Raw genomic sequence first — 12,456 nt, 5'->3', positions numbered from 1 at the left:
ATCAATTCGCGACACATGCGTAGTAACGTACCAAACCAACCCGAGCGAGTACCGCGCCCGTCTGGGCCAGTGCTCCGCCACCGCGAGAGGATGTGCCCGTGCGCTCGAACCTGATTTCCCGTAGGGACCTGGACTTCCTGCTCTACGAATGGCTGCGGGTCGAAGAGCTCACGGCGCTGCCCCGGTTCACCGAACACTCCCGGGAGACCTTCGACGGCTTTCTCGACCTCTGCGCGGATCTGGCCACCGAGCACTTCGCCACCCACAACAAGCGCAACGACACCAATGAGCCGACCTTCGACGGCGAGCGGGTCACCATCATCCCAGAGGTGAAGGCCGCCATCGAGGCCTTCACCAAGGCCAATCTCATCGGCGCCGCGATGGATGAGGAGATCGGCGGGCTGCAGCTGCCGGCCACGCTGGAGGCGGCCGGGTTCTGCTGGTTCCAGGCCGCCAATGTCGGCACCACCGGCTACGTCTTCCTGACCGTCGGCAATGCCAATCTCCTTGCCGCGCACGGCACCCCGGAGCAGATCGACCGTTTCGTCAAGCCCATGGTCGAGGGCCGGTTCACCGGAACGATGTGTCTGTCCGAACCACAGGCGGGCTCGTCACTGGCCGATATCGTCACCCGCGCCGAACCGCAGGACGACGGCACCTACCGGCTGTTCGGCTCGAAAATGTGGATCTCCGGCGGCGATCACGAGCTGACCGACAATATCGTGCACCTCGTCCTGGCCAAGATTCCGGGCGGACCGGCCGGGACCAAGGGCATCTCGCTGTTCATCGTGCCGAAATTCCTGGTGGCCGAGGACGGTTCGCTCGGGTCGCGCAACGATGTGGTGCTGGCCGGGTTGAACCACAAGATGGGATATCGGGGCACCACCAATACGGTGCTGAATTTCGGCGAGGGCAAGCACAATCCGGATGGTGCGCCCGGTGCGGTGGGTTACCTTGTCGGCGAACCGCATCGCGGCCTGTCCTACATGTTCCACATGATGAACGAGGCGCGCCTCGGTGTCGGTCTGGGCGCGACGGCTTTGGGCTACACCGGATATCTGAAATCACTCGAATACGCCCGTGAACGCCGCCAGGGCCGTGCGGTCACCGCCAAGGACCCGGCCGCACCGCAGGTGCCGATCATCGAGCATGCCGATGTGCGGCGCATGCTGTTGGCGCAGAAGTCTTATGTGGAGGGTGCGCTCGCGCTGCTGCTCTACTGCAACCGCCTTGTCGATCTGGAACACGCCACCACGGATCCGACCGCCAAACGCGATTACACCCTGCTGCTGGAAATCCTGACCGGCGTGGCGAAGAGCTGGCCGTCGCAATGGTGTCTGGAGGCCAATAACCTCGCCATCCAGGTGCACGGCGGCTACGGCTACACCCGCGAATACGATGTCGAACAGCACTACCGCGATAACCGCCTCAACCCCATCCACGAAGGCACCCACGGCATCCAAGGTCTGGATCTGTTGGGCCGCAAGGTGATCCAGCACGACGGCGCGAGCCTGCGGCTACTGGCCGCCCAAATCGAGCGGACCGTACTCGCGGCCACCGAGGCGGGTGGCGAGTGGACCGAATTCGGCGGCCAGCTCGACGCGGTCTGGCAGCGGCTGCTCACCGTCACCGGCTGGATGTTCGCCTCCGGCGATATTGCCGCCGCCATGGCGAATTCCAGCATCTACCTGGAGGCATTCGGACACGTCGTGGTCGCTTGGATCTGGCTGGAGCAGGCGCTCGCCGCCCATGGCAAGGACGGCGACTTCTACGACGGCAAGCGCGCCGCGGCCCGCTTCTTCTTCCGCTATGAATTGCCCAAGACCACACCGCAATTGGATCTGCTGGAGCTGATGGACCGCACCACGCTGGACATGCGCGACGCCTGGTTCTGACGTCAGACGGCCAGTGGTTGCCGCCCAGGTCGGGTGCGACGCCAGGCAACGGCGAAGAACACCAGCAGACCCACCAATGGCAGGGTGCCGATCGTCCAGCTCAGCGGCAGCGGCGGGCCGGGCTGATCGAGCACCGTGACATTGCCGAGGGTCCCTTCGCCGTGTCCGAGCGGGCCGTCGATCGCGAAGGTGAAGGTGTAGGTGCCGGGGTCGTCGAAGGCCTTGACGTCCAGGCCCCAGGAGTCACGCTTGCGGGGATGGCGGACCAACGGCGCGGCGCGGCGGCCGGGTCGGATCGCGGGGCCGGTCATATGCCGCGTCCCGGATTTGTCGGCGATGCCGCCATCGGGCATGAAGGTGAAGTCCAGCGACTTCATCGCGCGGATGGGCCAGGTGGAGAAGCCGACGGTCACGCCGTACGGCCCCACCTGGACGCGCTCGGTATGCACGATCTCGACCGGCGCGTAGGCCGACGCGGGAGCGACGGCGAGCAGCGACAGAGTGATCATGGCCAGTACGGTGACGGCGAGCCTGCGGAGTACGGACATCACGCATCCTTCACTGCGGGCAACATGGCGGTGAACCGGCCGCCGAGGAATCCGGCGAGCAGGCCGAGCGGAATGCCAAGCACTGTGATCGTCACGATGTCGCCGAGGGGGATGTGCGATGTGGCGTGGACGAGATTCAGCTGCAGCGGGAATGTCACGCCGACGATGACTCCGGTCACGGCACCGGCGATCAATACGATTTTCCGCGCATCGAAACCACGGGCGCGGGCCAGCCAGAACAGGCCCTCGACCGCGAGCGCCGCGACGATCAGGAACATCGGCATCATGGCGGGCAGGTCCGGCGGCCGTCCGGTCAGGCCGTCCCGCAGCGGCAACCCGATCGCCGACGCATAGGTTTCCGCGGCCCAGGGCGAGAACCACCACAGGATCGCCTGCATTGCGCCGAGCGAAACCGCGATGGCAGTGGCCGCGCCCGCACGCGCCAGCAGTGCGGCGCCGAGGATGAGCAGCATCGGCCCGAACCCGACGATGCCGAGGATGGTCGGGTCGACGGGCAGATGCAGGTTGTTCAACGCGTTGGTGGGAATCGGGGCGAAGGTGATCAGAATCGGAATCGCAACGACAATGCCCATCCGGCCCCAGCGATGGTCGCGGTGGGCGGCGAAAACGATGATGCTGCCGATCATGGTGAGCCCGATGGACAGGAACAGCGCAACATGTGACGGGGTATTGAGCACCGCGTCGAAGCCGTAGATCGAATGCCATTCCAGATCGAGCAGGCCGTAGATCAGGAACAATGCCGCACCGGCTCCGGCGATCATATAGCCGAGCGGTGCGGTCAGGTTGCTGCCGAAGACCCGGATGGGTGTGCCGCCGAGCCGGGGCACGGGCCGCCCGGCCCGTTGGGCGGCGGTGGCGATGAGAACCATGGCCAGGCTGACGAATCCGGAGATCGCGCTACCGGAGTACAGGAACAGATGCGGCAGGGTGAAAAAGGTGTCCGGCCCGACTTCGTTGTGCCACTCGATATCCCAGCTCAGGCCGATCAATGTGACCACGGTGCCGAGCAATACGCCCCAGGCGCCGATGCGGGCCGCGGTGGAGTCATCGGAGACGTTCGGTCCGGAGTCGGCTGCAACCGTCTCCGGTGGTGCTGATGTGCTCATGGTGATCATTCCTCCTGATCTGTACGTGGTTTCAGCCGCCGACCCAGATCGGCACCGCGAGTTCGTCGACGCTGTCGTGTTCATCTATCGATAGGCGAAGCTCCCACGGGCCGGTCATCATCAGTGGTACCGCTGCGGCGTGGAAGTGTCCCGGACCGATGGCCGTCGCCGCGATGGACTGTCCCGCGTGCCCCATGAGCGGCTGGTTCGTCTGAATACGTACTGCGGCATGATCTTTCGTCGCGCCGGCGCGGTCGGTGACGGTGATATCCATTGCGGTGCTACCGATGCGGAGGCTGTCGATGGACACCGTGACGAGGTGCTGTGGAGTACCGGTGTGCAATATGAGCGGACCGGATGGGCGCGGCCAGACGAACCAGGCGACGGCGGCCAGCGCGATGACGAGCACCGCTCCCCCGGCGAGGAGAACGCTTTTCCGCGGTGTGGCCGTGTTCTTCGCTTGCTCGACTGTGTCCGATGTTCGCTCGCTACGCTCGCTCATGGCTGCGCTCCCGCCGCGACATCGAGAACGACGGGGACCGTGAGCACGGTGTAGTGCCGTTCGACCTGGATCCAGAGGCGATAGCGGCCGGCAATCGGGAACGTATAGGTGAACGGCACATCGGGGCCGTATGCGGCGACCGTCTCGTCGGGTGCGCTTTCACCGTTAGCGGGCGGCATGAGCATATTGCCGCGGCTCGCGGCGGGCGCGGTCATATCCATGCCGTGCATATCCATATCCGGCATGTCGGACATGCCCTGCATCGATGTCGGTCCCATCGAGTGGCCATGGCCCCAGATGGGTGAATTCTGCACTGCTACAGCAATATTCGGATCGTCGGGCAGTGGACCCGCCATGATCAGGTGGCCGACCATGCCAAGCCACGGTTGTAGATCAGCGGAGTCGCCGAATTCGGCGGTGATCGTGGTCGGCGACCCTGCCACCGGCGTAGTCGTCCGGATTGTGACCTGGTTACCGTCGATCACGGTCGACGCGGACTTGTCACCACCACCGAGATGCACCGTGGCGCTGGCGGAATCCGGTGTCGCCGCGCCCGGCGACACCGTGAATCCGGTTGCCGCGCGGATCATTTGCACACCACCGCCGCGCCGCGCCAATTCCGCGGACAGCGCATATTGCCCGGCCTCGGGTGCGACCAGGTGAACCTGATACCGACCGGGTCCGATCCGAATCGGGTGCAGATGCCGCAAGCGCCCGGTCGGGCCGACCAGCAGCAGATGCATGAGCGCACTGTCGTGCACAACCAGATCGTCGACGGGCGCACCGGTGGCGGCATCGATCAGCCTGAGGTCGAGATCGCCCGGCTGCTCAGCGCGCCCGGGCCCACCCGCGACTGTGAGCAGTACCGGCGGCCGCGAAAAGTCCGAAATCAGGGGCTGATTCACGGCATAGGGATCGGTGACATTGTCGAGCGTGGGATCGAGCTGTCCGCCGGGTTGCGGCGGCAGCGGCAGCGATGCCGAAAGCAGTGCGGCCGTGACCGAAACCGCCACCCCGGCCACCATTCCGGCGGCCGGAATCAGAGCCAATGCGCTACGTCGAGCGCGAATCGCGATCACCACGGCGACGGGTAGCAGTACGCCAGCCACCAGAAACCCGCCGTACACCAAGCGCTCGGGCGGCGAGGTCACCTGCGCGGGCACGACAAACGGAATCCGCGCCACCCGCGTGCCGTCGCCGACGGCCAGCTCCCACGGCCCGGCCCGGTCCATTCGGACAGTGGCCGAATACATTCCGGGGGTACCGCCGAGTTCGACAACGGCCTCGGCGGTGGGCGCTCCCGGTGCGGGCTGCCTCGACTGTGCCGATACCCCCGTTGGTGTCGCCACGAGAGTCAGCCGCCCCGCGGCGGTACCCACGTGGGTGACCACATCCACCCGTAATGGCCCGGGCACACTGGTCACCCTGCGCAAGATGATCGTGAGCTCCCGATCACCGAGCGACTGCGCGACCGAAATATCCGAACCCGAGGACGCCGAATCCGCCGACGCGGGACCCACGCCGATCGACACCAACAATGCACACACCCCTGCGACCAGCAGAGCACGACCGATACCGGCGACAACAGCCACGCCTGTCATGGTAGGGATGCGGACCTGCGAGAGCATCACACCCAGCGGGGATTTCGCCTCCCCCGCTGGTATGAGGCTGTCTTATCCCGGCATCCGGATAATCCCCCGGCTCACCGCCGGAACCACGGATCAGCCGCCCGCTGATTCAATCGCCAGTCGACGTCCAGTGATTGGGCCGCCAAAGACAATTGGCTACAGCATCGGCGTGGGCTCGCTCGGTCAGCGCAACCCTGGTGGCCGGACCACGCCGCGAAAGCTGCTGCTCTGGGCCAGCCGAGCGCGGCCTGTTCCGTACCACCTCCCGCCCGTCGTTCGAATCTGCGTGATCGAAACTCATCGACCGTGAACAGGGTGGCGCAATGGCCACTTCGAGACCCATCGGACCAGGTCAGAGTCCGTAGGGGACGGCGCAATGACATCCGCTGAGCTATGGCGCCCTCTTGCGGGCATTCGGGAGTCGGAGCGCCAGCTATCGTCGCTAACCGTGCAGGTCAGCGAGAGAAAGGTGGCGGAGGTGGGAGCCGAGGCAACGCCCGTACGACGGTTGCGGGCCGACCAGGCGCGCCGGATAGCTGACGTGCTGCGTCATCAGATTCATGCGGGCGCGTTCGACGACGTGCTGCCGAGCGAGCAGGAGTTGGTCGCGGAATACGACGCGTCACGCAATACCGTGCGCGATGCGCTCGCGCCGCTCAAGGACGAAGGCCTGATCGATCGGGTGCCGTCTGCGTGAACTCGTGGAAGTGCTTCCCGATTCGACCGGTCTCGCCGATCGACTCGACTCTCCTGACCCCGTCGTCCGGGCGACCGTCGTGAATCTGTTGCGCGCGCTGCGAGCCGGGTCGGCGGCGCAATTCATTGCCGCGCTGACGGATTCGGATCATCGCGTGCGCATCGAGTCGGTACGGGCGCTGGTATCGCTCGACGATTCGCAGGCGGTCTCGTCGGCGGCGGCCGATGAGAACCGTGAGGTGCGCATTGCCGTCGCGCACGGGTTGTCGGCAATCGGCGGACCGGGTATCGAGACCGCGCGCGCCCTGGCCGAGGATCGCGATCCCCTTGTGCGTGCCGCCGCTTTGGCCTCCTTCGCGAATCTCGATGTCGCACAGGATGACACAGCCCTGCTCATGGGCGCTCTCGCACACTCCGCGTGGCAGGTCCGGGTGGGTGCCGCCCGCGGGCTCGCCGGCGCGGAGCCTGATTTCGGCGTCACCCCACTGTCCGACGCCTTGCGCGATCCGCACCTCGATGTGCGCAAGGCAGCGGTATTGTCACTGGCCACCTGGCCGCACAGCGGGGCAGCGCACGATGCGCTGAAGCTGGCGATCGATGACAGCGATGCGGATGTGCGCGCCTATGCGCGCCGCGCGTTGGACAGCGTGCGCCCATTGTCGTAGCCGCACACCGTCTGAACGTTCCGCATCAGAAGCCGCGGAACACCCCATCCGCGTCGACACTGTCGGAGAAGTCCTCGAAGTCCATGTTCGCCAGAGAGAGGTTGTTCTCCACGGCGGGCATTTCGCTCGGCACCACGCGGAAGGTCTGAAAGCCAACCACGTCTTCGTTCGCCCGGCTCGTATCCACAACGAGAATCGGATGTTCGGAATCGGTGATCGTTCGCTTGTCCACCAGAAACAGATAGTAGGGCGGTGGTGCGGGCAGCAGACTCTCCAACTTCTCCACCGTCAGACCTTCGAAGCGACGGTCATCGACAGGTGTGATGCCCGCGTACGCGAGCATCCCATCACCGAGATCCCACGGCTGAAGCGCTGCGTCCAGCGTTTCAGCCCACGCGGCATCGTCGGCGAAATCGGTTCTGATGAACAACGATTCGCTGTCAGGCAGCAGCAACACGTTTTCCTTCCGCGCCGAGGTCGGTCTCATATCGCCTGAACACATGGCCAACAGAAGCACAGCCAACGCCGTCGCCCCTACCGGACCAAACCTCACGATCGGAAGCCTACCCACCTCCACAGCCTGGCGATGCGACCAGTTGGGCCCGCGTCGGAATTCACTGGCACAAGCAGCCTTCACCCCGACGGAGTTCGGGCTCCGTGCGGCCATCGACCGCCCGGCTCGAGTCGAAATCGGTTTATGCGCAGCGGAATTGGAACCCAGCGACCGGTGTCGTGCCGGGTGCCACGTTGACCTGGACGTAGGCGATACTCGCCAATTCACAGCCGGACGGAACGGAGGTCACCTGCGCCTGGTAGCAGCCGTTCGGGAACGTCTGCGTCACGGTCCCATCACCCCCGGTCGTCAAGGTGGCCAGCACCGGACCGGCGGCGCAAGTGGTGATGCCGACCTCTACTCCCGTCACCGGCAGTTGATCGGTACCGGTGGTCGCCTGCACCTTCAGCGGACCGTCGCCCGGTGCCTGCGCACCGGCCGCACCAGCGGGCAGCATCGCCACCAGTGCGGCACCGAGTACGGATGTGATGAGCAGCGTGTTACGCAAGCGGGTCTCCTTCGTGGATGTGAGCAGATCCGGGCGAGCACCCTCAGCCACCGTATTCCACATCGACCGGCTCGGCGACGAACCGAGGCCGCAAGTCGTCCATCGCGCCGAGAATCAGGCGGGATCCGCGATAACCACCACGCCGCTGGGCGCATCGACCAGCGAAACCGTCCGCGCGGCAGCATCATCCACATGCACGCGCGGATGACCGGGCAGCTCGGATTCGTAATACGTACCCGGACCATAGAATTGGCCGTACTTCACGACCACGCCGCCGATATCGAGCACCGCCGCCTCGTGTTCCTGGATGACGGCACCACGACCGGCGGGCAGCTCCCACGCAATGCTCTGGGCGAGAAAACGTTTCGCGCCCGCGGCCTGGGCGGCGGCAATCAGATTCCGAGTGCCCTCGGAGCGGATACGCGCATTCGCACCGGCGCGTTCCGGAAGCAGCGTGACATCGTCGGGGAGATCGGTGAGCTGATGCATCACCAGATCGGGCCGGAAGGCGACGACCGCCGCGGTGAGTTCGTCGAGGTCGTACACATCGCAGACCACCGGTTCCGCACCGGCGGCACGTACCTGGTCGGCCCTGGCCACAGACCGGGTCATCCCGGCAACCTCGTGCCCGGCCTCGACCAACAACGGCAACAACCGGATTCCAATGACACCGGTCGCACCGGCCAGATAGATCCGCACCCGCCCCAGCGTAATTCCCGGATGAAATGGTCCGGAACGCGCCCGCGTAGCTGGTCGTATGCTCTAAGCCGGCGGTATCGCGGGAGATGGAGGATCTATGGCGGATCGGGAAGTGCTGACCTGGGAATTGTTCGGGACGGCGAGCCGCGAGCTCGCCATCGAAATCGCTAAGGACGGGTTCGAGCCGGATCTGATCCTCTCGATCGCACGTGGCGGTCTATTCGTCGCCGGGGCGCTCGGTTACGCACTGGACGTCAAGAACCTGCACGTCATGAATATCGAGTTCTACACAGGTATCGATCAGCGCTTCGATCTACCCGTCATGCTGCCGCCGGTCCCGCAGGCGGTCGATCTCGCTGGTGCGACGGTCCTGATCGCCGACGATGTCGCCGATACCGGCGCCACCCTCAAACTCGTGCGCGACTTCTGCATCGACCATGTCGCCGAGGTGCGCTGCGCGGTCGTGTACCAGAAGCCGCATTCCGAGGTCGATTGCGAATACGTGTGGCGGCGCACCAATCGCTGGATCAACTTTCCCTGGTCCACCGAACCGCCGGTCGTCGATCGGCAGGCCCGAGTGCTCGACGCCTGAGCCGCACGACTCGGCGCTTTTTCATACGCCCCGTACCACGGGTGACTACCCGCCGGAGCGCTCGGCCGTGGCGGCGTCGAGGCGGGCGCCGAGTGCGTTGACCTGGTCGCGCAGTTGGATAAGGTGCTCGACCGGATAGCCGACTCGGCCATCACGGCCTCGATCATCTGCCGGCATGGCCGGTGGCTCACTCCACGGTGCTGAGTAGCGTCGAGTGTTATGGCTACATCTCAGCATCCCGTCGCCACTGTGGGTACGTGGAAGTTGGCCGCGGCTTGCCGTGCGGAGATTCCTCTGCTGACCCGGCGGCTGTTGTCGGCGATTTTCACCGATAACCCGGAGTGGACGGATTACACATCGGTGCCGCGTAAGGAGTTGCGGGAGGGGTGTCGGCAGTATCTGACTCGGATTCTGGATCTGCTGGGCGGGGCGGGGACCGATCCCGAGCATGATGATGTGGCTGCGGCGATCGGTAGGCATCGCGCTGCGCAGGCGGTGCCGTTGGAGGCGATGCTGCGCACCTTCCGGCTCGGCGGCGCGATTGTGTGGGAGGCCTTGCTGGACAAGGCCGAGGCGATTGATGCGCGGGAGGTCCGTGCGGCGGGTACGGCGATGTGGACGGTGGTCGATGGGTTGTCCTCTGCGTTGGTCACCTCGTACCGCAACGCCGAGCTCGAACAGGTGCGCCGCGATGAGCGCCGCAGGCATGCGCTGATCGAGGATCTGCTCGCGGGCCGGGCGCATGATGCGAGCTTCGCGGCGCGGGTGGCGCGTGAGCTGAACTTGCCAACGCACGGTGGGTATTTGGTGGTCGCGGTCCGCGGTGGTGAGGGGCGGCCGCTGCGTGCGGGCACCGAGACGGCGTTGGGCGCGTTGGGGATTCGGTCGGTGTGGCACGACCGTGTGGATGCGACGATCGGGCTGGTGTCGCTGGCACGTCACGACAGCGCCGCTGTGCTGGCACATCTTCGCCCCCAGATACGGGGACTGGCTGGAGTCTCTCCTGCTGTCGCGGGACTCGCGGATGTCGATGCGGCGCACGCACTCGCCGTCATAGCGATGCAGACATTGCGATTGGACGCGACGGGAGTGGTCGCCTTGGACGAGCGGTATCCGGAAGCGCTGCTGGTGCGCTCGCCCGACCTGACCGAACTGCTGGTAGCCCGAACCCTCGGCCCGGTGCTGGCGCTGCCAGGCAAAGAGCGCGACTCATTGCTGCACACGCTGGCGGTGTGGCTGGCGGAGAATTGCTCGGCGGCCAATGCCGCGCCGCGTTTACATTGTCACCGCAATACCGTGATCAACCGGCTGCAACGCATCTCGGCCCTGCTCGATCGTCCGCTCGAGGGGCAGCGCTCCTATGTGGAGTTGTCGCTGGCGCTCGCGGCACTCCAACTTGGCGGATCCGGCTCCGCAGAGTCCCGATAGACACCGTTGGAATTGGGCTCAGCGCCCATTTTCGGGACCGATTTCCTGGGCTTCGGAGTGATTGTTTGTGCGCTGGGTGGTGACGAGACTCGTCGAAGATGACTCGCGCCATACCCGTGCCGAGTCGATATCGTTCGAGACGAGGAGCACCACGAGTGCCGGACTTCGATGTTTTGGTGGTCGGTGGCGGCCCCGGCGGCTACGTGGCCGCCATCCGCGCGGCCCAGCACGGCTTGACGGTCGGTTTGGTGGAGAAGGAACGGCCGGGCGGGGTCTGCCTGAATTGGGGCTGTATTCCGACCAAGGCCATGTTGCGATCCGCCGAGGTTTTCCAGACGGTCAGTGCCGCAGCGGATTTCGGTGTCTACGCCGACAATGTGCGCTACGACTTCGCCGCCGTTCGCCAGCGCAAGGACGGCATCGTCACCGAACTCACCGACGGTGTCGCGGGTTTGCTTGCCGCCAACGGGGTGAAGGTTATCCATGGCCATGCCCGCTTCATCGATCCCAGCACCGTCGAGGTGCACGAGGTGGGCCCCTCCCCCCTGGGACCGGAGGGCCCGCGCTACGCCGCCGCCCCGACCACGCCGATCCAGCAGGTCAGCGGCCGTGATGTGATCATCGCGACCGGCTCGGTGCCCGCTCGGCTGCCGATTCCGGGCGCTGATCTGCCCGGGGTGATCACTTCCGATGGCGCGTTCGGGCTGACCGAGGTGCCGCGGCGGCTGGTGATCATCGGTGGCAGCGCGGTCGGCGCCGAATGGGCCAGCTTGTTCGCCACCTTCGGCGCCGAGGTCACCATCGTCGAAATGCAGGACCGGCTCGTTCCCGCGGAGGACACGGATATCGGGAACGCGCTCGGCCGGTCCTTCACCAAGCGCGGGATCACGGTGTGCACCGGGTCGACGGTGAAATCCATTACGCAACAGTCGAATCAGACACTGCGTGTGACGGTCGACGGCCCGCAGGCGCATGAGTTGGACGCCGACGTGGTGCTGGTCGGTGTCGGTCGGCGGCCCAATACCGCCGACCTGGGCTTGGACATCGCCGCAATCGCTACCGACGATCGCGGATTCATCACCGTCGATGAGCAGTTGCGTACCGGCACCGCACACGTCTACGCCATCGGCGACGTGACCGGTCGCGCGCTGCTCGCCCACGTCGCCTCCCATCAGGGCCTCACCGCCGCCGACGTTATCGCCGGACACCAGGCGCGTATCGACTACACGGTGATCCCCGCGGCCACGTTCACCCATCCGGAGATCGCCAGCGTCGGACTCACCGAGGCCGCCGCCCGAGCCGCTGGGCACGAGGTGATCACCGCGCGCTTCCCGTTCGCGGCCCTGGGGCGAGCCAAGACCTTCGGCGAGACCGAGGGTTTCGTGAAAATTGTTGCCGGACAAAAGCATCAGGAGGTCCTTGGTGTGCACATCATCGGCCCGTCAGCGAGCGATCTGATCACCGAAGGCGCATTGGCGATTTCGCTCGAGGCGACGCTCGACGAACTGGCCGACACCATCCATGCCCACCCGACCCTCGGCGAGATCGGCATGGAGGCGGCAATGGCCGGACTCGGACTGCCCGTACACATCGCGCCACGCAAACGCTGAGGAGC

The 12,456-nt window shown here is 65.6% G+C and carries 12 protein-coding genes and 2 pseudogenes; 6 read left to right on the top strand and 8 right to left on the bottom strand.

All coding sequences use genetic code 11. From position 1 onward, the window contains the following. Positions 1-98 precede the first annotated feature (98 nt). A complete protein-coding gene (locus AB0J29_RS01420) occupies positions 99-1,895 on the top strand; it encodes an acyl-CoA dehydrogenase (protein ID WP_364777306.1) in 1,797 nt (598 codons plus the stop codon). Positions 1,896-1,897: 2 nt separating this feature from the next. Here AB0J29_RS01420 and AB0J29_RS01415 read toward each other — a convergent pair whose 3' ends face one another. From AB0J29_RS01415 to AB0J29_RS01400, 4 genes are read right to left on the bottom strand one after another with little or no spacing between them, the layout of a single operon-like run. Beyond that, positions 1,898-2,443, bottom strand: a complete 546-nt coding sequence (locus AB0J29_RS01415; RefSeq protein WP_364777304.1) for a hypothetical protein — start codon at positions 2,441-2,443, stop codon at positions 1,898-1,900. Beyond that, positions 2,443-3,570, bottom strand: a complete 1,128-nt coding sequence (locus AB0J29_RS01410) for a hypothetical protein (protein ID WP_364777302.1) — start codon at positions 3,568-3,570, stop codon at positions 2,443-2,445. Before AB0J29_RS01410 ends, AB0J29_RS01415 begins: the two co-directional genes overlap by 1 nt. Before the next feature lie 31 nt (positions 3,571-3,601). Beyond that, the gene (locus AB0J29_RS01405) at positions 3,602-4,072 is read right to left on the bottom strand and encodes a FixH family protein (RefSeq protein WP_364777300.1); all 471 of its coding nucleotides are present in this window, start codon (positions 4,070-4,072) and stop codon (positions 3,602-3,604) included. Then, a complete protein-coding gene (locus tag AB0J29_RS01400; RefSeq protein WP_364777298.1) occupies positions 4,069-5,664 on the bottom strand; it encodes a hypothetical protein in 1,596 nt (531 codons plus the stop codon). The genes AB0J29_RS01405 and AB0J29_RS01400 overlap by 4 nt, the downstream gene beginning before the upstream one ends. Positions 5,665-6,178: 514 nt before the next feature. On the opposite strand from AB0J29_RS01400, the pseudogene AB0J29_RS01395 reads away from it, so the two are divergent. Both AB0J29_RS01395 and AB0J29_RS01390 read left to right on the top strand, forming a co-directional pair. Further along, positions 6,179-6,388 (top strand): annotated as a pseudogene (locus tag AB0J29_RS01395) (GntR family transcriptional regulator); the annotation flags it as partial. Between the two features lies 1 nt (position 6,389). Continuing rightward, positions 6,390-7,061 (top strand): annotated as a pseudogene (locus AB0J29_RS01390) (HEAT repeat domain-containing protein); the annotation flags it as partial. Positions 7,062-7,086: 25 nt separating this feature from the next. Here AB0J29_RS01390 and AB0J29_RS01385 read toward each other — a convergent pair. The 3 genes from AB0J29_RS01385 to AB0J29_RS01375 all read right to left on the bottom strand — a co-directional run bounded on the left by AB0J29_RS01385 (position 7,087) and on the right by AB0J29_RS01375 (position 8,821). Further along, positions 7,087-7,728: a hypothetical protein gene (locus tag AB0J29_RS01385; RefSeq protein ID WP_364777296.1), complete on the bottom strand. Its 642-nt coding sequence runs from the start codon at positions 7,726-7,728 to the stop codon at positions 7,087-7,089. 28 nt (positions 7,729-7,756) lie between these two features. Next, on the bottom strand, positions 7,757-8,122 hold the full coding sequence (locus AB0J29_RS01380) for a hypothetical protein (RefSeq protein ID WP_364777294.1): 366 nt from the start codon (positions 8,120-8,122) through the stop codon (positions 7,757-7,759). Between the two features lie 114 nt (positions 8,123-8,236). After that, positions 8,237-8,821 (bottom strand): NAD(P)H-binding protein, encoded by a 585-nt coding sequence (locus tag AB0J29_RS01375; RefSeq protein ID WP_364777292.1) that lies wholly within the window; start codon positions 8,819-8,821, stop codon positions 8,237-8,239. 97 nt (positions 8,822-8,918) lie between these two features. Here AB0J29_RS01375 and AB0J29_RS01370 point away from each other — a divergent pair, with 97 nt between their 5' ends. Continuing rightward, positions 8,919-9,413 carry a phosphoribosyltransferase gene (locus tag AB0J29_RS01370; protein ID WP_364777290.1) on the top strand — a complete coding sequence of 165 codons (495 nt, stop codon included), beginning with the start codon at positions 8,919-8,921 and terminating at the stop codon, positions 9,411-9,413. Positions 9,414-9,458: 45 nt separating this feature from the next. On the opposite strand, the gene AB0J29_RS01365 is transcribed toward AB0J29_RS01370, so the two are convergent. Then, positions 9,459-9,590, bottom strand: coding sequence for a hypothetical protein (locus AB0J29_RS01365; protein WP_364777288.1), 132 nt, complete (start codon positions 9,588-9,590; stop codon positions 9,459-9,461). Between the two features lie 42 nt (positions 9,591-9,632). On the opposite strand from AB0J29_RS01365, the gene AB0J29_RS01360 reads away from it, so the two are divergent. Continuing rightward, complete coding sequence (locus AB0J29_RS01360) at positions 9,633-10,841, top strand: helix-turn-helix domain-containing protein (protein WP_364777286.1); 1,209 nt, start codon at positions 9,633-9,635, stop codon at positions 10,839-10,841. Positions 10,842-10,996: 155 nt separating this feature from the next. Then, the gene (lpdA, locus tag AB0J29_RS01355) at positions 10,997-12,451 is read left to right on the top strand and encodes a dihydrolipoyl dehydrogenase (RefSeq protein ID WP_364777284.1); all 1,455 of its coding nucleotides are present in this window, start codon (positions 10,997-10,999) and stop codon (positions 12,449-12,451) included. The last annotated feature ends 5 nt before the right edge of the window (positions 12,452-12,456 follow it).

The organism is Nocardia sp. NPDC049707 (genome assembly GCF_040674855.1).
Taxonomy (GTDB): Bacteria; Actinomycetota; Actinomycetes; order Mycobacteriales; family Mycobacteriaceae; genus Nocardia.
Note: the sequence above shows the minus strand (reverse complement) of the source record. Positions and strands in the feature narration are given on the sequence as shown.